Here is a 21,749-nt window from a genome sequence, read left to right on the forward strand (position 1 = left end):
GGCCCCCTGATACGCGTCGGTGGCCTTGGGGTGGTTGCGGGTGGTCATGCTGCGGCCCCGCAAGCTCCCAGATAGTCGCGTGGTCATGCCGCGGCCCCCAGGTATGCGTCGGTGACCTTGGGGTCGTTGCGGATCGTGTCGGGCGGCCCGAACGCGATCGGCTTGCCGAAGTCGAGCACCAGGATCTCGTCGCACACCGACATCACCAGATCCATGTGGTGTTCGACCAGCATGACGGTGGTGTCCGCCTCCCGGATCAGCGTCTCCAGCCAGCGGATCTCGTCGGTGTCTAGCCCGCCGGCCGGTTCGTCGAGCATGAGGATGCGCGGTTTCGAGACGAGGGCGCGGGCGAGCTCGACCCGTTTGCGCACCGCATACGGCAGGGTCGCGGGCATCTGCCGGGCGTGCTCGGCGATGCCGCACCGCTCCAGCGCTGCGGCGGCCTGCTGTTCCGGTTTACGTCCGGAACGCACCCCGGCCAGCACGTTCTCCAGAACGCTCAGCCCGTTGAACTGGCCGACGCCTTGCAGCGTGCGGGCGATGCCGTGCCGCACCAGATGATGCGGCCGTGCCCGAAAGGGACGGCCGTCCAGGGTCATCGACCCCGCCTGCGCGCCCACGAACCCGCACACGACGTTGAACAGCGTCGTCTTCCCGGCCCCGTTGGGCCCGATGATGCCGACGACCCGCCCCGGTGTCACCCGCAACGAGACGTCATCGAGAGCAAGGAGCCCGCCGAAGCGGACCGTCAGATGGTGAAGGGCAAGCCCCTGATCAGGTGTTGACATGGTCACCTCGGGCAGGACCGGTGGAAGTCCGATGTGGAGCGTGAAGGTCAACTATTTACACTTGGAGTGTAACTTTCTAGGCGGCCTCGTCAACCCGCTGATATCCCCTTGTTAACCAACCGCTTCCCAGCCGACGTAGTCGCGTCAGAATAGACCTTTGTTGATGTCTGCGGCGCGTTTGCGCGCCGCCGACCTCGAAGTCTCAGCCGATCGCCACGCAGCCCCGCCCAGGTGATCTCCAGGCGCGCCCCTGCGGCCCGTCGCGGCGTGCTCGGCCATTCGGGCCGCGCCAGCATGGGCGTGGCCCGATACACACACGCTGACCAGCTGAAACGCATCGTCGCGGCCAATGAGATCCGGAGCCCGGCCGCCCGTGGATCGTCATGCCGGGGAGATCGCAGGCCTTCGGCACCGTCCGCGTCGAGATGCCCCGCGCTGGCCCAGCTGATCGCCGCCACGGGCCGAGCGCCCGTGTATGGGATCATCGCTCTTGCTGTACTGGGCGCATCGGGTGGCGCAATTCTGTGCCCAGCGCATGGGTGGCGGCTCTTGCTGCGGCCGGCGCATGGGTGGCCGCACTTCCTGTGCCCGGCGTGTCGGGTGGCCGCTCTTGCTGCAGTCGGCGCAACGGGTGGCGCGTTTGCCGTAGTCGGCGCATCGGGTGGCCGCACTTCCTGTGCCCGGGCGCAACGGGTGGCCGTACTTCCTGTGCCCGGGCGTATCGGGTGGCCGTACTTCCTGTGCCCGGGCGCAACGGGTGGCCGCACTTCCTGTGCCCGGGCGCAACGGGTGGCCGCTCTTGCTGCGCCGTGCCGCCGGGCCGGTGTAGTCAGCGGCGCTCGCCCTGCGCGGATCCCGGGGATAAGGGCGCGTTCATGATGTGGGATCAACGTCCGTTGTGTGGGACTGGCGACCACATCGTGGCTGCGAGCCCGCAATGTGGGATTTACGTCCACTGTAGAGAGACGTTTCCTCCGCTCGTGCGGCTTTTGTTCGGCCGCTTTCCGCGCTGTTTCGTGGACCTTGGATACTTATGGCTCGCATATGGGCGTAAGTCTCCAAGGTCGCGATAAAGTCCAGAATGTGTAACTGTTCAGCTGGTTCCGTCGGCCGGGAGCCCCCGTGCGAGGCGACGCCGCCAGGTCCGGGCAGGTCCCAGCTCCCCACAGTGGCCGCCCCACCCCCGTGTGGGGAGTCGCGACGCCGGGGAGGTTGCGGTTGCCCACACCGCAGCCACCCCCACCCCCGTGTGGGCAGTCGCGACGCCGGGGAGGTAGTGGTTGCCCACACCGCAGCCACCCCCACCCCCGTGTGGGCAGTCGCGACGCCGAGGAGGTTGCGGTTGCCCACACCGCAGCCACCCCCACCCCCGTGTGGGCAGCCGCCACGACCGGAAGGTCCCAGCTCCCCACAGCGACGGTCCGCGCAGGTCCGCCGCGCAAGGAGGTCAACTCATCGGAGCGTGAGCGGCGCGAGAAACAGCTGAACAGTTCCAGAATGTGGTCGCGCTCGCCGCATAGTGGGATCGGCGACGAGGCTCCCGACCAGCGCCGACATGTACCAGCTCGTTGATCAGCTCGGCGGCCAATGTCGGTTGCGGATTGCCCCGCCCGACCCGGGCGGCATGGGGTCCGCCGCATCGAGGCTCAGCAGCGGGGGCGCGTGCGGGCAGGGAGCGATGACGGGGTGCCAAGACGCAAATCCGGACCCGGCTCTCTAGCCGCCGGCACGCCGCGCGTCCCGCAGGCGACCCGGCCCGCGCCCGTCACGCCGCGTGGTTCGAACCCGCCGCGCCACGCGGTTCGTCGCGCCAGTGGCCTGCCGCGCCACGCGGTTCGTCGCGCCAGTGGCCTGCCGCGCCACGCGGTTCGTCGCGCCAGTGCAATGGCCGGTCCCGCCACGCGGTTCGTCGCGCCAGTGGCCTGCCGCGCCACGCGGTTCGTCGCGCCAGTGCAGTGGCCGGTCCCGCCACCCGGTCGTCGCGCCAGCGGCCCGCCACGCCACGCGGTCCGTCGCGCCAGCGGCCCGTCATGGTGGCGGCCCGCGCGACGCGGTCCGTCAGACGAGCGATCAATGCACCTCACGCCATGCGGTAAGTCACGCCGCGCCGCGTGCTCCATCGCGCCGTGCGGTGCCTGCCCGTCACGCGGTGCGGTGCCTGCCCGTCACGCGGTGCGGTGCCTGCCCGTCACGCGGTGCGGTGCCTGCCCGTCACGCGGTGCGGTGCCTGCCCGTCACGCCGTGCGGTCACAGCCCGTCAACGCCACGCGGCCCGTTACGCCGTGCCGTCTGCGCCCCTCACGCCACCCCGAACGGCCGGAACTGGACGCTTATGCGTGGCCCGACCGGCTTTGCCGTCTTCAGGATGGCGTGCTCCCACGTCCGCTGGCACGACCCGCCCATCACGATCAGATCGCCGTGGCCCAAGGGGAAGCGAAGCGTCTCGTGGCCGCCCGCGCGCGGCCGCAGCGACAGGTGGCGCGGTGCGCCGAGCGACAAGATGGCCACCATCGTGTCGTGGCGGGACGAGCGGCCCAGCGTGTCGCCGTGCCAGGCGACGCTGTCGCGGCCGTCGCGATACAGGCACATGCCGGCCGTGATGAACTCCTCGCCGAGCTCGTCGGCATAGTGTGCGTTCAGCGCGGCCTTGGCCTGCACCAACGTGGGATGGGGCAGCGGCTCGTCCCCGCCATACCACCGGAGCAGCCGGGGCACGTCGACGACGTTGTCGTACATCTGGCGACGGTCGGCCCGCCAGTCGATCTCGAGCAGGGTCTCGAAGACGGCGTCCGAGCCGTGCATCCAGCCGGGCAGCACGTCGACCCAGGCGCCGGCGGTCAACCGGTGCCGCGTCAGGCCGGCCAGAGGCTCGACGGTCGTCTCGTCGCCGCCCATGAAATCGAGCATTGACGGCTGGTAGGTGCTGGTCATGCAGCCATATTAGTACGGATGTTCGATCTTGGCTCGGGCCCCGTGGATAACAGGGGCAGCCCCTCTCACGACTTGCTGGCGACCGGCTCGTCGGTCATGGCCTCAGGCGCCACCGCGGGGACGGCAGCCTTGGGCCGCAACACCGACACCGCGACGATCGCCGCCAAGACGCCGCCGACGACGCCCACGGTCGCGGCCACCGACGTCGCGGATGTAAAAGCATCCTTGGCCAGCTGCGCCAACCCGCCATCCCCGGTGTTGGCAGCGATCCGCAACGCGTCGCCGATCGAATTGCGGGCCTCCGCCGCGACATCGGACGGCATGGCATTCCGATACGCCGTCGTCAGCACGCTGCCCAGGACGGCGACGCTCAACGCCGTACCGACCTGCTGCACCGTGTCGTTCACTGCCGAACCCACGCCGGCCCGCTCCGGCGGCAGCGCCGCGAGCAGCGTCCCGTACGCCGCGGGCCCCGTCGTCCCGCTGCCCATCCCGACGATGACCAGGGCGATCGCCAGCTTCAGATATCCGTCCGACGGCCCGACCGTGGCCAGCACCCCGAACCCGGCCGCCATCAGCAGCATGCCGATCGCGATCGTCGCCTTCGTCCCCAGCTTCCTGTCGATCATCACGCCGACGCCGTTGAAGATCATGGCCGTGATGATCATCGGGAACAGTGCCGTCCCCGCCTTGAGCGGCTCGTAACCGAGGACGAACTGCAGATACTGCGTCAGCGCCAGAATGATGCCGCCGGCCGAGAACGACAGCAGCACGATCGAGAAGCTGGCACCGCCGAAGTTGCGATTGCGGAACAGGGCCAGCGGCAGCATCGGCTCCGCCACCCGGCGCTCCCACAGCACGAACGCGGCGAGCGCCACCGCCGCGACCACGAATCCGCCAAGTGTCTGCGACGAGGCCCAGCCGTCCTTCGACGACGAGATGACGCCCCAGACCAGCGCTGTCATGCCGAGTGTGGACAACAGCGCGCCGAACAGGTCGGGCTTGCCGGCCGGGCCGCGCGACTCCGGAATGACCGCCAGCGCGGCCACGATGCCGAGCGCCGCGATCGGCACGTTCATCAGGAAGATCGAGCCCCACCAGAAGTGCTCGAGGAGGGCCCCGCCGACGGTCGGCCCGCCGAGCGCGCCCAGCATCAGCACCGAACTCCAGATGGCGATCGCCTTCTTGCGCTCGGCGTCGTCGAACACCGTGGTCAGGATCGACAGCGTCCCCGGCATCAGGAAGGCGGCGCCGACACCCATCAGCCCGCGGACCGCGATCAGCTGCCCGGGCGTCTGGCACATGGTGGCGAGCACCGAGGCGCCCCCGAAGATCACCAGCCCGATCACCAGGCCGAGCCGACGCCCGTGCCGGTCGGACAGGCTGCCGGCGGTCAACAGCAGGCCGGCGAACACCAAAATATACGCGTCGATGATCCACTGAATCTGGGCGGTGCTCGCGCCGAGGTCGCTGATCAGCGACGGGATCGCCACGTTCAGCACCATGTTGTCCACGACGACCACGAGCATGCTCAGGCACAGCACGCCGAGGATCAACCAGCGGCGTGGATGACGTTCAGGCACAGCGGCAGCCTCTCTCGAAAACTCGTACGGCGTTCGATTGGCTCGCACACCGTACCATCGATCTCGCACACTGTTCGACTGCCGGTAAGATGAGCGACATGGCCGACTTCATCGACACCGTGTGGATCCGCCCCAGCCGAGGCAAACGCACTGGTCAGCCCACGCTGAGCCGGGAGCAGATCATCCGGACGGCGATCGAGATGCTGGACGCCGACGGTGCCGCCGGCCTGAGCATGCGCCGCCTGGGCAGCCGTCTCGGCTCCGGCGCGACCTCGCTGTATTGGTATGTCGCGACCAAGGACGACCTGCTCGAGCTCGCGGTCGACGAGGTGTTCGGCGAGGTCTACGTGCCCGACCCGGACGACACCGGCTGGCGGGTCGGCGCGTCGATCTTCGCGAACCAGATGCGTCAGATGCTGCTCCGGCACCCGTGGGTGATCGGCCAGCTGGGCGTGCGTCCCAACCTCGGACCCAACGCGATGCGCATGGGCGAGCGCTCGGTGGTCCTGCTGGAGGCTGGCGAGTTCGACGGCATGGCCCTGTCGCACGCGTCGTCGCTGCTGATGTCGCACGCGATCGGCTCGGCGACCATCGAGTCCGCCTTCGCCGCCTCGGTCAAGCGTTCCGGCGCGACGGTCGCCGAGATGACCGAGCGCCTCGAGCCCTACCTGGATCAGGTCGCCGCCGACCATCCGCACTACGACAAGTGGCGCCACGCTAACTCCGTCATGACCCAGCAGCCCGAGCAGATCATGGCGGACAATTTCGCGTTCGGCCTGGAACGCCTGCTCGACGGCCTGGGGGCATGGCTGGCGACGAAGAGCGCTTGACCTGACCCCCGAGGTGCGGGTTTAGCGTCCCGGCATGCGACTCGCCGGCGATTTCGACGATCAAACCCGATGCCTCCCGTACGCCGGTGCCCCGCGACCCGGCATGCCGAACCGCGCTTTCCTGCGTGCCCTGCCGGTGTTCGCGGGTGCGCTGCCCGTCTTCGATCCGGACACTGCCGCCGACCGTCCCGACACCCAGTTCCTGATCTGGCTGGCGGCGGCGATCGAAGCCGGTGTTCGCGAGCCGCACGCCATGACGCTGTCGACCGTCGATCCCACGGGACGGCTCTCCGCCCGTACGGTAATCCTCAAAAATGTTGATAAATCAGGCTGGCAGTTCGCCGGGCGGAGAGGCGAGCTCGCCGCCGCGACCTTGACCTTCTACTGGCCGGACCAGGGCCGCCAAGTCCGAGTCGCCGGTCCCGTGCGGGCGGAGTCGGCCGAACTGAGCGCCGCCGATTTCCTCGCCCGCCCGCCGAGCGTCCGCTCCGAGGCGCTGACCGGCCGGTCGCGAACAACACCCGAGCAGATCCCGTACGCCACGACAGGCACCCAGGTGCCGAAGGAGTGGACGCTGTACACCGTGCTCGCCGACGAGATCGAGTTCTTCCAGGGCGACCCGGACCGCCGGCACGTGCGACTCCGATATGTCCGGCACGGCGAAGCCTGGAAGCGGGGAATGCTTTGACTCGAACCCTGGGGTACGGGTTTAGTGTCGCGCCATGCGAGTGGGTGAGCTGGCACGCCGGACCGGCACGACGTTACGGGCCCTGCGCTACTACGAGCAGGCCGGACTGGTGGTGCCGCACCGGCTCGGCAACGGCTACCGCGAGTACGCGCCGATCGCCGTGGAGCTGGTGCGGCAGATCCGTGAGCTGACCGCGCTGGGGCTCAGCGTCGAGGAGACCCGGCCGTTCGTGGAGAGTCTCGCCGAGGGCCGGGACGGGGATGTGTGCCCGGCCGCCGTGGCCACCTTCCGCAGCGCGATCGGCAGTCTCGAGGAGCGCATCGGCAAGCTGTCCGCGCAGCGCGACGGCCTGCACGAGCGGCTGGACGCCGCGGCCGGCCGTGTGCCGGCGTCGGAAACCGGCCGGGGCAGCGCCGACCCGTCCGCGCTGGTGGGCGAGCGGGTCCCGGGCGTCGAGTTCTACGCCACCGACGGAACGCTGATCGACCTGGGCGCGCTCGGTCCCGGCCGCAGCGTCGTCTTCGTCTATCCGCTGACCGGCCGCCCGGGGGTGGATCTGCCGGACAGCCTGCTGAACATCCCGGGCGCCCGCGGCTCGACCGAGCAGGCGTCCTGGTTTCGCGACCACCACGCCGAGCTGCTCGCCGCCGGTGCGGCCCGGGTGTTCGGTCTGTCCGCGCAGTCGACCGGCTACCAACGCGAGCTGGTGCACCGCCTGCGGCTGCCGTACCCGCTGCTACCCGACCCGCGGATGACCTTGGCAGCGGCGCTGGGCCTGCCGACGTTCGGCGCGGCCGACATGGTCCTCTACCGCCGCGTCACGCTGGTCATCAACGACAACGTGATCGAGCACGTCTTCCACCCGATCGCCGCGCCACCGATGCACGCCTTGGAGGTCATGCGCTGGCTGGCCCAGAGGCCACGCACAGCCTGACTCCCCGCGCGCCCCGACTGGCCGCGCGGCCCGGCGCGCCGCACGGAATGACTCGATCACCCGCCAGCCTCGCCGGGCCCGCCGATGGCCGCCGACCCCCCAACGGTCGGCGGCCCAGGCGACCTCAGTCCTTCTTGACGTCCGGATCGGGCGCCGGCGGGTTGTAGGTGAACTGCCCCTCCTTGAGCGGGAACTCCTGATCGCCGAACGGCGACGGCCCGCCCTGGAACGGCAAAGCGAGCTCGGCCACGTCCATCTGACCGTCCTCGCGAACCGGCGGGGCCTCGGGCGGACGACCGTGGACGAACGGGGTGCCGGCGCCGGTGAGATCCATCGCGGCGTTCGGCTCGATCACGTCGGTGCCACGCGCGGCTGCCGCGCCGACTCCGGCCATCTGTGCGGGTTGGGATTCGAGCTGGTCCCGGCGGAAGATCTTGCGGCCGAGCCAGACCAACGGGTCGTATCGCCGGTCCACCACGCGCTCCTTCATCGGGATGATCGCGTTGTCTGTGATCTTGATGTGCTCGGGGCAGACCTCGGTGCAGCACTTGGTGATGTTGCAGAAGCCGAGGCCTTGATGGGCCTGCGCGTACTCCTTGCGATCCCCGCGGGCGTCGAGCGGATGCATGTCGAGTTCTGCTGCGCGGATGAAGTAGCGCGGACCGGAGAACTCTGTCTTGTTCTCCTCATGGTCGCGGACCACGTGACATGTGTTTTGGCAAAGGTAGCACTCGATGCACTTGCGAAACTCCTGGCTGCGCTCGACATCGACCTGCTGCATCCGGTATTCACCCGGTGCCACACCCGCCGGCGGCGCGAAGGCCGGCGTCTCCCGCGCCTTCTCGTAGTTGAACGAGACGTCGGTGACCAGATCCCGAATTACCGGGAATGTCCGCAGCGGAGTGATCGTGATCGTCTCGTCGTCCTCGAACGTGGACATCCGGGTCATACAGCCCAGCTTCGGCTTCCCGTTGATCTCCATCGAACAGGATCCGCACTTACCGGCCTTGCAGTTCCACCGGCACGCCAGATCGGGCGTCTGGGTGGCCTGCAGCCGGTGGATGATGTCGAGGACGACCTCACCCTCGTTGACCTCGACGTCGAAGTCCTCGATCTCGCCACCGGACGAGTCGCCCCGCCAGACGCGGAAGTGGCGCTTGGTGCCCATTACTTCGCCTCCGTCTCGGCCTGAGCGTCGAACTCGGCCAGCTCGCCCTTGGTGAGGTATTTCGACAACTCGGTGCGATCGAAGAGCTGGATCAGCTCGGGACGCATCACCGGGAGCGGCTTGCGTTCCAGCCGCACCTCGCCGGCCGAGTCCACCGAGCAGACCAGGTTGACCTGGCGCCAGTCCGGATCCATCGCCGGGTAGTCCTCGCGGGTGTGGCCGCCACGCGACTCCTCGCGTTCCAGCGCCGCCTTCGCCGTGCACTCCGAGACGACCAGCATGTTGCGCAGGTCGAGCGCGAGGTGCCAGCCCGGGTTGTACTTTCGGCCGCCGGTGGCGCCGACGTTCGCCACGCGCTGGCGGAGATCCTGCAGCCGCTTGAGCGCGTCGGTCAGCTCGCCCGCCCGCCGGATGATGCCGACCAGGTCGCCCATCACCGCCTGCAGGTCCTGCTGCAGCGTGTACGGGTTTTCCCCGCTCTGCCGCCGAAGCGGAGCGAGCGCCGTCTCGGCCGCGGCCTCCATGTCGGCCCGGTTCACCTTCGGCCGCTCGGCCAAGGCGTCCACGTACGCCGCGGCGTGCTCACCGGCGCGCTTGCCGAACACCAGCAGGTCGGACAGCGAGTTGCCGCCGAGCCGGTTGGAGCCGTGCATGCCGCCGGACACCTCGCCGGCCGCGAACAGGCCGCGCACCGTTCCGGCCGCGGCGGCCGAGTCCGGATCGACCTCGACCCCGCCCATCACGTAGTGACAGGTCGGCCCGACCTCCATCGGCTCCTTCGTGATGTCGACGTCGGCCAGCTCCTTGAACTGGTGGTACATCGACGGAAGGCGCCGGGTGATCGTCTCGGCCGGCATCCGGGTCGAGACGTCCAGGTAGACGCCGCCGGCCGGGGTGCCGCGGCCCGCCTTGACCTCCGAGTTGATCGCCCGCGCGACCTCGTCACGGGGCAGCAGCTCGGGCGGGCGGCGATTGTTGTCGGGATCCGTGTACCACCGGTCGGCCTCCTCCTCGGTGTCCGCGTACTGCTTGCGGAACACGTCGGGGACGTAGTCGAACATGAAGCGCTTGCCGTCCGAGTTGCGCAGCACGCCGCCGTCACCGCGGACCGACTCGGTGACCAGGATGCCCTTGACGCTGGGCGGCCAGACCATGCCGGTCGGGTGGAACTGGAGGAACTCCATGTTGATCAACGTGGCGCCGGCCCGCAGGGCGAGCGCGTGGCCGTCCCCCGTGTACTCCCAGGAGTTCGAGGTGACCTTGTAGCTGCGGCCGACCCCACCGGTGGCCAGCACCACCGCAGGGGCCTCGAACAGCAGGAACCGGCCGGACTCGCGGTAGTAGCCGAACGCGCCGGCCACCTGGTCGCCGTTGAGCATCAGCTCGGTGATGGTGGTTTCGGCGAAGACCCGGATCCGCGAGTCGTAGCTGCCGGTCTCGGCGAAGTCCTCCTGCTGCAGCGAGACGATCTTCTGCTGCAGGGTGCGGATCAGCTCCAGCCCGGTGCGGTCGCCGACGTGCGCGAGCCGCGGGTATTCGTGCCCGCCGAAGTTGCGCTGGGAGATCTTGCCGTCCTTGGTGCGGTCGAAGAGCGCGCCGTAGGTCTCCAGCTCCCAGATGCGCTCCGGCGCCTCCTTGGCGTGCAACTCGGCCATGCGGAAGTTGTTGAGGAACTTGCCGCCGCGCATCGTGTCCCGGAAGTGGACCATCCAGTTGTCGCGCGAGTTCACGTTGCCCATCGCGGCCGCCGCGCCGCCCTCGGCCATCACCGTGTGCGCCTTGCCGAACAGCGACTTCGAGATGATCGCCGTCCGCTTGCCGGCCAGCCGGGCCTCGATCGCCGCGCGCAGGCCGGCGCCACCGGCACCGATCACCACGACGTCGAATTGGAGTCGTTCGATTTGGTCAGTCATCGTTGCGTTGCTCCCTAGCCGACGAACCGCAGGTCCGGGAACCAGCCGGCGGAGATGGCCATGACGTAGAAGTCGGTCAGCGCGAGAGTGCCGAGCGTGATCCAGGCGAGCAGCATGTGCCGCGTGTTCAGCTTCGACACGAAGGTCCAGAAGCGGTAACGCACGGGATGCTTGGAGAAGTGCTTGAGCCGGCCCCCGGCGATGTGCCGGCAGGAATGGCAGGACAACGTGTACGCCCAGAGCATCACCACGTTGCCGACCAGGATGATGTTGCCCAGCCCGAAGCCGAAGCCGCCGGGGCTGTGGAAGGCGCGGATCGCGTCCCAGGTGTTGATCAAAGAGATGATCCCGGCGGCGTAGAACGCGTACCGGTGGATGTTCTGGAAGATGAGCGGGAAGCGCGTCTCGCCGGAGTACTTCTCGTGGGCGTCGGGCACCGCGCAGGCCGGCGGCGACAGCCAGAACGCCCGGTAGTACGCCTTGCGGTAGTAGTAGCACGTCAGGCGGAACAGCAGCAGGAACGGCAGTGAGAACGCCGCCTCGGGGATGAGCCAGAAGGACGGCAGCGGCGTGCCGAACTCGCTCGCACCAGGGACGCACCGGTCGGTGACGCAAGGCGAGTAGAACGGTGTGAGGTAGTGGAAGTCCTCCACGTAATACCACTTGTGCATGAAGACGCGGACGGTCGCATAGATGACCCATGCCGCGAGACCTGCGAAGGTCAGCAGTGGCGGGAACCACCACCGGTCGGTGCGCAACGTCCTCGCCGCAATGGCAGCGCGCGCACGCCCTGCCTCCGGCCTCGTTGCCGTCGTCGTCATTCGATCTCCTGACGTGCCTGTGTGACCCGGCTGTTAACGGGCGGGGGTGCCCTTCAGCCGCCATGCGTCGGTGATGTGTGGCACACGTTACGCCGAGGGTCGGACAGAATCTTGGTCAGGGATGCCGTGTAGGTCACACTTTGCCACCCCCGTCTTATCGACGGGGGTGAACGTACTAGTGGATCTTGGGCGCGGACGTCACCCGGAGGCGTTACCGGTCAGGTTCCAGCTCGCCAGGTGCAGCGCCGGTGCCGCGTACCGAACCCCGGACCACGCGTCCGGCTGCAACACCGACCGGCCGCCGATGCCGCGCACCATGCCGGCGCTGAGGGCCTCCGGGTAGGACTGGGTGAACCGCATGTTGCTCACCGGGGCGACCACCCGGCCGTCCTCCACCAGCCACACCCCGTTGCGGGTCAGGCCGGTGACCACCAGCGCCTTCTGGTCGAGCACCCGCGTGTACCAGAGGTCGGTGACGAGCAGCCCGCGTTCCATCCGCTCGACCAGCGGCCGGGCCGTCGCCGCCACCGGGCCGTCGTCGGACGAGACGTCGGGCAGTGTCTCCGGCGCGGATGCCTCCAGACGCATGTTCAGCGCCACCGGGCCCCACGTGCGCGAGCCCACGGACGCGTGCCCGGTCGAGGTCGCGCCGGCCTCGGCCGCCGACGTACGGTCATGGGTCACCGCCTTGGTCACCCCCTCGCGGACCAGCACCAGCCAGTCGCGCGGGGTGCCCTCCAGGTCGAACGGCAGGCCGATGGCCGGCTCGCCGCGACTGCCGAGCGGCTCGTCGATGATGGACACCGACGGGTCGAACTGGTCGGCGTCGATCTCGGCGAAGGACTGCTTCTGCGCGTACGCCTTGCCGTTGAACCCGTACGCTGCGAGGTTCGCCAGCAGGTCCGCCACGGCCTCCGGCTCGAGCACCACCTCGTAGCGGCCGGGCGGCAGTTCGCGCGGCGACGCACCGGCCCGTGCCTTGGCGGCGGCCCGCGCCCCCAGCTCGGCGCCGTCCAGATCGGCCAGCCGCCCGCTCGCCAGCCGGGCGACGCCGTCCGCGCCGCGATACCGGGCGATGCCGTCCATCGCCGCCTCCGCCGAGCGGCCCTCGACGGACTGTCCCGCGGTGTTCGCGAAGGCGGCCGAGCTGTAGACCGTACGGCAATAGCCGGCCGTCTCCAGGCCCGCCGCCGCCCGGACGAAGGCGCGCACCCGCTCGGCGCGGTCCGCCGGGTCGGCGCGGGCGGTGGTCTCGTCGAATCCGAAGTCGAGCCCCGAATGCGGGCCGGAGCCGTGCGCACCGGACGCTGGATACAGCGGGGTCGGCGGCGTCAGGCCCGGCCACAAGGCGTCCGGCGGGTTCACCCGGGCCGCCGCGACGACGCGCTCGACCAGCCCGGCCAGTCCGTCGGCCGCGGTCAGCGTGGTCGAGCCGGCGGCGGTGCGGCCGTCCAGGTGCAGCCGCAGCCGCACGGTCGTGACGGCGTCCGCGACGTTCTGATGGATCATCGAATTGGCGAACCGGGTGAGGGCCTCGGCGTGGTGCCCGACCATCACCTCGGCCTCGGCGGACGCGCCCGCCTGCCGCCGGACCAGGTCCACGATTCGGGCGGCGAGCTCCAGCTCAGCCCCGGTCAGAGTTGTGTCGCCGGTCATCCGCGCACCCCCACGCGTACGTTGGTGAAACGAGCCGGCGCCGCCGGATGCCCGGTGTGACCCACCTGGCCGGGTTGTCCCTTGCCGCAGTTCGGTGTGCCCCAGGCGGTGGTCTCCGAGGAGAGCATGTCCATCGACTGCCAGAACCGGGGACCGATCCCGGTGTAGGTCGGGTTGCGCAGCATGCGGCCCAGTTTGCCGTTCTTGATCTCGTACCCGATCTCGCAGCCGAACTGGAAGTTGAGGCGGCGGTCGTCGATCGACCAGGAGCGGTTGATGTCCATGAAGACGCCGTCGTCGGTGTTCGCGATGATCTCGTCGAGCGTGTGCGGACCCGGTTCCAGGCCCACATTGGTCATCCGGACCATCGGCAGCCGGCGCCAGCCGTCCGAGCGGACGCTGCCCGCGTAGTCGAGACCGGCGACGGCGGCCGAGTCACGTCCGGCCAGGACGCCCACCCAGATGCCGTCGCGCACCGCGTCCCGCTTGCGGGCCGGGCTGCCCTCGTCGTCGAAGCCGAAGCTGCCGAGCGCGCCCGGGATGCCCGGGTCGATGGTGATGTTCATGAGGTCGGAGCCGTAGCGCAGCGTTCCCAGCTTGCTCAGGTCCAGCCAGCTCGTGCCAGCGTACGCGGCCTCCCAGCCCAGGATGCGGTCGAGCTCGATCGCGTGCCCCACCGACTCGTGGATCTGCAGCGCCATCTGCTCGCCGCCGAGCACCAAAGTGGTCTCGCCGGGCGGGCACAGCGGAGCGCTGAGCAGGGCCCGCGCCTCCTCGGCCATCCGCGGCGCGTGGCCCACCAGGTCGATCTCGTCGACCAGTTCCCAGCCGCGGGTCGCGTACTGCCCGCGATGCGACGGCCAGGACCGGCGCTGGATCTCGCCATCCCCGTACGCGCTGGCGGTGATGCCCGCGCCGCACTCGCGGATGTGCTGATCGATGCGGTGGCCCTCGCTCGAGACGAACCATTTCCGGGTGTCCCAGATCTGGTAGATCGCCTCGGCCAGGTCGGCGCCCGCCTCCTTGGCCGCGGCGGTGGCCCGGACCAGCAGGTCACCCTTCGTGGACAGCGGCACCGACAGCGGGTCGATCTCGCACGCGCTTTCCCAGCTCGCGACCTGGACCTCGGAGGGCACGAGGTCGATCGGCGGCCCGGCGACGAGCCCGGAGGCGGCGGCGATCTGCGCGGCCCGGCGACCGGCGGCCTGCGCGGCCGCGGTGGACAGGTCAGGCACCGCATAAAAACCCCAGCCCGACCCCACCAGAGCCCGTACGCCCAGGCCGGCGCTCTCGTCCGAGCTGAGATCCTCGATGTCCCCGTCGCGGGCGGTCATGGACTCGGTGCGGCGCACCATGACGCGTGCGTCCGCGTAACGCGCCCCGGCGTCGAGCGCCGCCTGAACGGCCGCCGACGCCTCATCGAAGTGGTTCATGCCCCGACCCTATGCGGCCGGTACGACAAACCGTCACCGCCGCCGCAGCAACTCGGCCGCGTCGATGGTCACGACGATCGGCTCGACGAGATTAACGACCTTGCCGGACTCGGCGATCGAGTAGGAGCCCTCGGTCAGCCGATGGAGACGGAGAACGTTGCCTTCCTCGTCGATCGTCAAGTACCACGGAATGCCGGCCACCGCGTAGTGGTGCATCTTCAGCACCCCATCGATGGTGGCGGTGTGGGGCGAGGTGATCTCGCAGACCAGATGAACGGCGCGGGCATCGATGACCAGCCCATCCCGGTCGAGATCGTTGGTGACGACAATGTCGGTAATGGTGATCAAGCCGGGTCGCAGCCGAAGGTTGACGCTGTGGTGCACCTCAAGACCGGAATGGGCGGCGGCTCCGTCGAGCAAGGCGCACAGCCTTGTGGACAAGCGTTGGTGGCGAAGGTTCGGAGCAGGGGACACGAAAAGGGTGTCGTCGAAGAGTTCGACGCGCGGCGGCGTTGCGATATCGAGGAAGACCTGCTCGGTCAGCGGCCCATCTGCGAAAACGCCCGGTCGAGCGAGTTCTTGCTCATCCACCCAAACTAGTCTCACGACGACTCTCCTAGTGACTACCTCCTGGATGTGCTCGAATGTCGCAGGAAGGCTAGCTCCTCGTCAAGGGTTGCCGTGGAAACGGATCGATACCCTGGCAGATGTGCGCCCACGATGAGCAGGCCTCGCGAGCGGTCCGACTGCTCCGCCGCCTCGAACAGGCTGTGCTGGGCGTATACCTCGGGCGAGTCCCGTGGATCGCCCAGATAGCGCTCCGCGTACGGCGCCGGCAGGTCACCCCAGTCCAGCACCGGCGACCTCGCCACCGCCCGATGGAAGACGTCCGGCCGCCGCAGCACCGCCATCGCCGCCAGCCATCCGCCGAGCCCGCTGCCGCGTACCGAAACTGACGAAAGATCCAGGTCCGGGTGCTTGCCGACCAACGCCAGCAACGCGTCCACCTGGTCGCCCAGCAGCACATCCACCAGCCGCCGGTGCACCACCTTCTCGAAGCTGGGCGCCACTCCGGGCGTACCCCTGCTGTCGATGCTCACGACGGCGAAGCCGGAGTCCGCCCACCACTGCCGTTCCTGCCAGGCCGCGGCGTCCGCGACCACCTGCTGCCGCCCCGGCTCGTCGGCGAGCGTGACCAGCACCGGGATCCGCGCCCCGGCCACGAACGACGTCGGATACAGCACGCCGGTGGGTAACCCGCGGTCGGTGGCCTTCTCCAGCACCGGCTTCGGCGCGTACGGCGGGGTGGCGGCCAGCGACCGTAACGTGGCCACCCGCTTCTCGCCGCGCCACACCACGTCGTCGACGACCAGGACGTCGCCGCCGGTCTCGGCCCGATGCCAGCCTTGGCTCGCGGTGATCCGGTGGGCCTCGGCGCCCCCGCTGCCCAGCGCCGTGCGCACGCGGAAGACGAACTGGCTGGCCGGGTCCCCGTCGGTGCCCTCGACGATGAGATCCGGGGTGCTGGACCGCGCGATGGTGCCGACCACCCGGCGTACGTAAAGGTGGGGTGGGGTGAGCAGGCTGCCGTCGGCGAACAGGCAGCGCGCGTCGAAGCCGTCGTGCGCCAGCTCCCCGCCGACCAGCACGCGACCGTCCGGCAGATGCCGCGGCGTGCCGGCCACCGGTTCCACCCAGCGCGCGTCGGCCAGCTCGGCGTGCACCTGCGTCTCCCCGGTACGCGGATCGATCGCCAGCACCAGCCCGTGCTGCTGCAGCCGGCGCAGCACGGTGATCAGCGGGCCGCCGCCGTCGCCCCAGCGCACGTCCACCACCAGCGGGTACGTCTCGCGGTCCCAGTGCACGTCGACCCAGCCGAGGTCGAGGTCGAGCAGGTGCAGGCTGCTGCTCGATCCGGCGGTGCGCGTGGCGAGCACCCGCACCCCGTCCGGCGACCACCACCAGCCCCGATCCCGGCCCAGCCGGCGGGCCGCCACGTCCGCGACGCCCCAGGCGATGGTGCTGCCATGCTCGCGCCACGCGTTGCCCGGTTCGCCGGCCAGCAGACGGTCGCCGTCCGGCCCGACCACGCGCAGCGACGGCGCGCCGGTCGCCCGCCCGATGTAGCCGATGCTGCGCCCGGCCGGGTCCGGCCGCGGATCCTCGGCCGGCTCGTCGGTCGCCACCTCGGTCACCGTCGCGCCGACCAGGTCGGCGCGGAAAAGCCTGCCGTCCCGCACGAAAGCGGCGACCCGCGCATCCCGATCGATCGCGTACGCCCGTAACGGCCCCCGATCGACCATGGTCTCGGCCGCGGTGCCGACGTCGAGGACCCAGAGCGCCGCGTCCGGGTCCTCCGGGCCGAGCGAGCGCAGGAAGACGACCCGGGCGCCGTCCGCGCCCACGGTCACCGACCGTGGCGCGCCGAAGCCGAAGTGGCCGGTCCGACCGGCGAGTCCGGGGTAGTCCACTCGCACAGCATCGCTGATCAAGGCACACTTCGGCCCCGCAATCCCCACAGCCCGGGCCGGGAAAACTGTCGGGGCCGCCGCGTAGAGTTGCCGCCGTGACAGACGCCCTGCCCGCCCGCCGCCTGCTGCTGGTGCACGCCCATCCGGACGACGAGACCGTCGGCACCGGCGCCACCATGGCGCACTACGCCGCCGCCGGCGCGCACGTGACGCTCGTGACCTGCACGCTCGGCGAGGAGGGCGAGATCCACCTGCCGCAGCTGGCGCAGCTGGAGGCGAGCCAGGCCGATCAGCTCGGCGGCTACCGCCTCGTCGAGTTGGAGCGGGCCTGCGCCGCGCTCGGCGTGACCGACCACCGCTTCCTCGGCGGCGCCGGCCACTACCGCGACTCGGGCATGATGGGCCTCGCGACCAACAAGCATCCCCGGGCCTTCTGGCAGGCCGATCTCGACGAGGCGGCCGCCCTCCTGGTGGCGATCATGCGTGAGGTCCGCCCGCAGGTCATGGTCACCTACGACGAGAACGGCTTCTACGGCCACCCGGACCACATCCAGTCGCACCGGGTCGCGATGCGCGCCGCCGAGCTGGCCGGCGCCGACGGGCCGGAAAAGATCTACTTCACCGCGATGCCACGCAGCGTGCTGCTCGACGGCATGGAGGCGTTCCGCGAGCTGGACGACAACCCGTTCGCCGACGCGCAGACGGTGGACGACCTGCCGTTCGGCCACCCGAACGAGGAGATCGCCGCCCAGATCGACGGCACCGACTACTACGAACGCAAGGTCGCGGCGATGCGCGCGCACGCCTCGCAGATCGCCGGGAACTCCTGGCTGTACGCGATGGCCGGCGACTTCGGCGGCGAGTTCATGGGCGTCGAGTACTACACGCTCGCCAAGGGCGCGCGCGGTCCGGGCGGCGGGCCGTGGGGCTGGGAGAACGACCTGTTCAGCGGCTTGGCGCTGGGGTCGTCCGAGAGCGTCGAGACGGCCGCGCGATGAGTCAGGCCGACACCGATCCGCAGGCGGCCTCCGGCGACGCGGCACCCCAGCAGCGCCGCAGCGATCTGGAGCAACTGCCCGCCGAGCCGCGGCCGGCCGCCACGTGGGAGCCGATCCTGCGGATCGCCGGGGTCGTGATCGCGATCCTCGCGGCGTTCCTGAGCGGGGTCATCGAGCTGCTGCTCAGCCCCCTGCGGGCCGGTGACTTCGTCTCGGTCTGGAGGGGTGACTCGATCGGTTCCGGGGGCGGGCCGCCGATTCCGCTGTCGATCGTCCTGGCGGTGGTGCTCAACTACGTCATCGCCTGGTTCGCGGTCAGCACCACCGGCAAGCGGTGGGCGCTCGGGCCGCCGTGGGCGGTCTGGACGCTGTTCATGCTGATCGCGGCCGGGGTGCGCACCCGCGAGGGCGACTACCTGTTGAGCGGCGACAACTGGGTCGCGCTCGTGATGATCCTGCTCGGCAGCCTGACCTTCGCGGTGTACGCCTATCGCATGATCATGCGGGGCATTTCCCGCTGACCGGCGCCCCTCTCTCGTTGGGAGAGGGTGACCGACGGCCCACCTTTCGACGCCCGCCGCGCGATCGTCGTCGTGGTGATCGCGGCGGTCCTGGTCATGTCGGCCGGCGTGAGCGCCTTCCGGCTGGCCGGGGACGTGCCGCGCGGTGTGCGGGTGCTCGGCGCCGACCTCGGCGGGTTGTCTCGCACCGAAGCCGAGCAGGCGCTGCACGACCACGTCGACGCGCAGGCCGCCGCGCCGGTGCACATCCGGCTCGACGGGCATCGGGTTCGGCTCGACCCGGCCGCCGTCGGGATTCGTCTCGACGTCGACGCCACGGTCGGGCGGGCGATCCGCACCGGCGTGCGCGACGTCGTGCCCGTGGTCCGGCTCGACCGCGGCCGTCTCGAGGCGGAACTTCGCGCGCGCGTCCCGGCGGACCGGATCACGATGCGCCTGCCGGGTATCACCTTCCACGGACTGACGCCCGTACCGGCGTACCCGGGAACCGGTCTTGATCTTGACGTGGGGGAGGCCGCCGCAGCGGTGAAGCTGGCCTGGCCGATCGGGGCGACGGCCGAGGTGCCTCTCGTACGGCGGACGCCGCGCACGACGCGTACCCGGGTGGACGCCTTGATCGCGCAGCTCGCGCGGCCGGCCGTGCGTGCGCCGGTGACCGTGACCATCGGCTCGGCCGGCTTCTCGCTGACGCCCCGCGCGATCGCGGCCGGCCTGGTGTTCGGCTCGGACAGCGCCGGACGGCTCACCCCGGCCATCGACGGCGACCGGCTGCACGCGGCCGCGGCCGGCGAGTTCGCCCGGGTCGAGAACGCGCCGGAACCCGGGCGCCTGGTGCTGCGCGACGACCGCCCACGCGTCCTTCCCGGACTCGCCGGAATGGTCGTCGACCTGCGGCAACTCGGCGCGGACCTGCTCGCCGTGCTGGCCGAGCCGGCGCCGCGGACGGTCACCGCGAGCCTGACCCGCGTCGCGGCCACGCCGAACGATCTGGCGCGCCTCGGCATCCGGGAGCGGGTCGCCACGTTCCGGCTGCCGGTCGGCGGCGACGCGAACGCCGAGGCCGTCGCCGCGGCGGTGGACGGCGCCATCGTGCGGCCCGGCGAGACGTTCTCGCTCAACGCGCGCACCGGGCCGCGGAGCTCCTCGCAGTTCGCGACGGCGCTGTTCAACGCCGCCTACTACGCCGGTCTGCAGGACGTCGAGCACACGCCGCACACGTCCTGGTCCGGCCGGTATCCCGCGGTGATCGAGGCGGCGATCTCGTACCCGGACCGCGATCTGAAGTTCCGCAACACCACGCCGTACGGGGTCTGGATCGCCGCCACCGTGACCGGCGGGTGGATGCGGGTCTCGCTGTGGAGCACCCGGGTCTACGACAGCGTGCGGACCGAGTACGGACCGCGGCGGGCCTGCGGAACTAGCAGCAGACTCCCAGGCTTCACCCAGGACGCGTGGCGCGTCATCCGTAAAGATGGCTGGGAGATCGAGCGCCAGAAGTTCACCTGGCGCTACGATCCCGTGCCACGACGGGTCTGCGGCGCGATGCCGTAGGCGTGGGTTCCGGGGAGGAATCATGAGACAGCGGGCCTGGTTCCCGATCGCGGTGCTGGCGGTCGGCCTCTTCGCGATCAACGTGGTGGCCCGGCTGGTGATTCGTTTCGGCTTCCACGACAACGACACCGCCGAGGACCGCGCGACCATCATCATGTTCGCGATCATCGGCCTGACCCTGGCGGTCTGGACCTTCGTCGACGCGCAGCGGCGGCGGCCGTCGGGGTGGCTGCCGACGGTGGGCTTCGGCGCGCTCGGCGGTCTCCTGCTGACCGTCCTGATCGGACCGTTCGTCAGCGGCGGCCAGCCCTTCCGGGACGGCGCCGGCGACTTCTTCGTGCAGGTCTGGCTGTACGGCGGCTTCGCGATCGTGGGCACCGTGCTCGGTTACTGGGTGGCCATGGTGCTGGGCCGTGACTACCGTTCGCGTTCGCTCAAGGCCTTCAGCGAGCAGCGAAAGGCCAAGCCGCGCCGGGTCGTGCGCCGCTAACCTTCCGGCGCCTCGCGCGTCAGGTAGGTGTGGTGGGTGGCGAAGCCGGCCGCGCCGTACAGCGCGACAGCAGCCGAGTTCCGCTCCTCCACCTGCAGATATGCCCGGTTCGCGCCGTGCTGCGTCGCCCATTGCGTCACCGCGCGCAGCACGTGCCGGCCCAGGCCCTGCCGTCGCGCCCGCGGAACGGTCTGCAGCAGCGACACACCCAGCCATCGCCGATCACCGGTCACCGCACCCCGCGCGATGGCGACGAGGTCACCCTGCGTGTCGCGGACATGAGCAAAAACCACTTCCGGTACGCCGGTGAGCACGCGCACCGCGGCCGGCGGCAGCGTGCCCTTGTGCTCGGCCACCATCGCGTACCAGTCGTCGGAGGGCGAGTCGGCCAGATCGACCGGCGGCAGATCATGGCGCGCCGGGATCGCCCCCAGCACCTGTGCGATCGTCGCGGTCTGCATGAGGGTCAGCGGCCGGGCCGTCCAGCCCCGGCGGTCCAGCGCGGCGTTCACCGGCGCCGCCAGCGGCATCGGCGCGTTGATCAGCGGCCGCTGGCCGTGCGCCGCGTACCACTCGACCACGCCGTCGATGGCGGCCTCGAGGGTGCGGTCCGGGTCGCCCACCGCGAGCGCCGAGTTCGCGCGGCCGGTCCAGTTGTCCGCGGCCCGCAGGATCCAGCTGCCCAGCCGGCTCTGGACCGGGGCCGGCCAGGCGTCGTTCGCGGCCAGTTCCAGCGCCACCACCTCGGCCGCCGGGGGTCGCCGCGCCGGTGGCACCCGCTTCGCCCGGTGCACCTCCTGCAGCGGCACACGCAGCGTGCCTTTCTCGGTCGCTATGGTGAGATCGGTCTCGGTGAGGTCGACGAGTTCACCGAGAGCATCCGAGTAGAGCGTCCGATCGTGCGATACGCCTACAATCCGGCGTACCACCACCCGGTGTCCCACATCCTGCCGACGGAGCACGTGTCACCTCC

General features: G+C 70.3%; 17 protein-coding genes and 1 pseudogene. 7 read left to right on the forward strand and 11 right to left on the reverse strand.

Annotated elements, in window-relative coordinates:
- Positions 1–83 precede the first annotated feature (83 nt).
- The 3 genes from HH310_RS04495 to HH310_RS04505 form a co-directional block, all read right to left on the reverse strand.
- Positions 84–788, reverse strand: a complete 705-nt coding sequence (locus HH310_RS04495) for an ABC transporter ATP-binding protein (RefSeq protein ID WP_169174087.1) — start codon at positions 786–788, stop codon at positions 84–86.
- A gap of 2,298 nt (positions 789–3,086) precedes the next feature.
- Positions 3,087–3,719: an alpha-ketoglutarate-dependent dioxygenase AlkB gene (locus HH310_RS04500; RefSeq protein ID WP_169174088.1), complete on the reverse strand. Its 633-nt coding sequence runs from the start codon at positions 3,717–3,719 to the stop codon at positions 3,087–3,089.
- Between the two features lie 65 nt (positions 3,720–3,784).
- Positions 3,785–5,302, reverse strand: coding sequence for an MFS transporter (locus HH310_RS04505; RefSeq protein WP_312033830.1), 1,518 nt, complete (start codon positions 5,300–5,302; stop codon positions 3,785–3,787).
- 98 nt (positions 5,303–5,400) lie between these two features.
- On the opposite strand from HH310_RS04505, the gene HH310_RS04510 reads away from it, so the two are divergent.
- Genes HH310_RS04510 through HH310_RS04520 form a run of 3 tightly spaced genes read left to right on the forward strand, consistent with a single transcriptional unit; the run spans position 5,401 to position 7,754 of the window.
- Positions 5,401–6,132, forward strand: a complete 732-nt coding sequence (locus HH310_RS04510) for a TetR/AcrR family transcriptional regulator (protein ID WP_169174089.1) — start codon at positions 5,401–5,403, stop codon at positions 6,130–6,132.
- A gap of 34 nt (positions 6,133–6,166) precedes the next feature.
- The gene (locus tag HH310_RS04515; RefSeq protein WP_248293668.1) at positions 6,167–6,820 is read left to right on the forward strand and encodes a pyridoxal 5'-phosphate synthase; all 654 of its coding nucleotides are present in this window, start codon (positions 6,167–6,169) and stop codon (positions 6,818–6,820) included.
- 34 nt (positions 6,821–6,854) lie between these two features.
- Positions 6,855–7,754: a MerR family transcriptional regulator gene (locus HH310_RS04520; protein ID WP_169174090.1), complete on the forward strand. Its 900-nt coding sequence runs from the start codon at positions 6,855–6,857 to the stop codon at positions 7,752–7,754.
- A 414-nt stretch (positions 7,755–8,168) separates the two neighbouring features.
- On the opposite strand, the pseudogene HH310_RS04525 reads toward HH310_RS04520, so the two are convergent.
- The 7 genes and pseudogenes from HH310_RS04525 to HH310_RS04555 form a co-directional block, all read right to left on the reverse strand.
- Positions 8,169–8,922 (reverse strand): annotated as a pseudogene (locus HH310_RS04525) (succinate dehydrogenase/fumarate reductase iron-sulfur subunit); the annotation flags it as partial.
- Positions 8,922–10,835 carry a fumarate reductase/succinate dehydrogenase flavoprotein subunit gene (locus tag HH310_RS04530; protein WP_169174092.1) on the reverse strand — a complete coding sequence of 638 codons (1,914 nt, stop codon included), beginning with the start codon at positions 10,833–10,835 and terminating at the stop codon, positions 8,922–8,924. The gene HH310_RS04530 and the pseudogene HH310_RS04525, both read right to left, overlap by 1 nt.
- Positions 10,836–10,849: 14 nt before the next feature.
- Positions 10,850–11,656 carry a hypothetical protein gene (locus tag HH310_RS04535; protein ID WP_169174093.1) on the reverse strand — a complete coding sequence of 269 codons (807 nt, stop codon included), beginning with the start codon at positions 11,654–11,656 and terminating at the stop codon, positions 10,850–10,852.
- A 198-nt stretch (positions 11,657–11,854) separates the two neighbouring features.
- A complete protein-coding gene (locus HH310_RS04540) occupies positions 11,855–13,312 on the reverse strand; it encodes a TldD/PmbA family protein (RefSeq protein ID WP_169174094.1) in 1,458 nt (485 codons plus the stop codon).
- A complete protein-coding gene (locus HH310_RS04545; RefSeq protein ID WP_169174095.1) occupies positions 13,309–14,745 on the reverse strand; it encodes a TldD/PmbA family protein in 1,437 nt (478 codons plus the stop codon). Before HH310_RS04545 ends, HH310_RS04540 begins: the two co-directional genes overlap by 4 nt.
- 33 nt (positions 14,746–14,778) lie before the next feature.
- Complete coding sequence (locus HH310_RS04550; RefSeq protein WP_169174096.1) at positions 14,779–15,336, reverse strand: Uma2 family endonuclease; 558 nt, start codon at positions 15,334–15,336, stop codon at positions 14,779–14,781.
- A gap of 32 nt (positions 15,337–15,368) precedes the next feature.
- On the reverse strand, positions 15,369–17,156 hold the full coding sequence (locus HH310_RS04555) for a prolyl oligopeptidase family serine peptidase (RefSeq protein WP_396027490.1): 1,788 nt from the start codon (positions 17,154–17,156) through the stop codon (positions 15,369–15,371).
- A 155-nt stretch (positions 17,157–17,311) separates the two neighbouring features.
- On the opposite strand from HH310_RS04555, the gene mshB reads away from it, so the two are divergent.
- The 4 genes from mshB to HH310_RS04575 are packed head-to-tail and all read left to right on the forward strand — an operon-like array spanning position 17,312 to position 20,776.
- Positions 17,312–18,214 (forward strand): N-acetyl-1-D-myo-inositol-2-amino-2-deoxy-alpha-D-glucopyranoside deacetylase, encoded by a 903-nt coding sequence (mshB, locus tag HH310_RS04560; RefSeq protein ID WP_169174098.1) that lies wholly within the window; start codon positions 17,312–17,314, stop codon positions 18,212–18,214.
- Positions 18,211–18,735: a hypothetical protein gene (locus HH310_RS04565; RefSeq protein WP_248293669.1), complete on the forward strand. Its 525-nt coding sequence runs from the start codon at positions 18,211–18,213 to the stop codon at positions 18,733–18,735. The genes mshB and HH310_RS04565 overlap by 4 nt, the downstream gene beginning before the upstream one ends.
- 27 nt (positions 18,736–18,762) lie before the next feature.
- Positions 18,763–20,286: a VanW family protein gene (locus HH310_RS45225; RefSeq protein WP_169174099.1), complete on the forward strand. Its 1,524-nt coding sequence runs from the start codon at positions 18,763–18,765 to the stop codon at positions 20,284–20,286.
- Between the two features lie 22 nt (positions 20,287–20,308).
- Positions 20,309–20,776, forward strand: coding sequence for a hypothetical protein (locus HH310_RS04575; protein WP_169174100.1), 468 nt, complete (start codon positions 20,309–20,311; stop codon positions 20,774–20,776).
- Here HH310_RS04575 and HH310_RS04580 read toward each other — a convergent pair.
- The gene (locus HH310_RS04580) at positions 20,773–21,738 is read right to left on the reverse strand and encodes a GNAT family N-acetyltransferase (RefSeq protein WP_169174101.1); all 966 of its coding nucleotides are present in this window, start codon (positions 21,736–21,738) and stop codon (positions 20,773–20,775) included. The two genes, HH310_RS04575 and HH310_RS04580, sit on opposite strands and share 4 nt — an antisense overlap.
- Positions 21,739–21,749 lie beyond the last annotated feature (11 nt).

The sequence above is a fragment of the Actinoplanes sp. TBRC 11911 genome (genome assembly GCF_012933445.1).
Classification (GTDB): domain Bacteria; phylum Actinomycetota; class Actinomycetes; order Mycobacteriales; family Micromonosporaceae; genus Actinoplanes.

Coding starts and splice junctions, on each gene's coding strand:
- HH310_RS04520 (WP_169174090.1), top strand. CDS start 6,855: ATGCGAGTGGGTGAGCTGGCACGCCGGACCGGCACGACGTTACGGGCC.
- HH310_RS04540 (WP_169174094.1), bottom strand. CDS start 13,312: ATGACCGGCGACACAACTCTGACCGGGGCTGAGCTGGAGCTCGCCGCC.
- HH310_RS04515 (WP_248293668.1), top strand. CDS start 6,167: ATGCGACTCGCCGGCGATTTCGACGATCAAACCCGATGCCTCCCGTAC.
- HH310_RS04510 (WP_169174089.1), top strand. CDS start 5,401: ATGGCCGACTTCATCGACACCGTGTGGATCCGCCCCAGCCGAGGCAAA.
- HH310_RS04535 (WP_169174093.1), bottom strand. CDS start 11,656: ATGACGACGACGGCAACGAGGCCGGAGGCAGGGCGTGCGCGCGCTGCC.
- HH310_RS04575 (WP_169174100.1), top strand. CDS start 20,309: ATGAGACAGCGGGCCTGGTTCCCGATCGCGGTGCTGGCGGTCGGCCTC.
- HH310_RS04565 (WP_248293669.1), top strand. CDS start 18,211: ATGAGTCAGGCCGACACCGATCCGCAGGCGGCCTCCGGCGACGCGGCA.
- HH310_RS04500 (WP_169174088.1), bottom strand. CDS start 3,719: ATGACCAGCACCTACCAGCCGTCAATGCTCGATTTCATGGGCGGCGAC.
- HH310_RS04530 (WP_169174092.1), bottom strand. CDS start 10,835: ATGACTGACCAAATCGAACGACTCCAATTCGACGTCGTGGTGATCGGT.
- HH310_RS04495 (WP_169174087.1), bottom strand. CDS start 788: ATGTCAACACCTGATCAGGGGCTTGCCCTTCACCATCTGACGGTCCGC.
- HH310_RS04545 (WP_169174095.1), bottom strand. CDS start 14,745: ATGAACCACTTCGATGAGGCGTCGGCGGCCGTTCAGGCGGCGCTCGAC.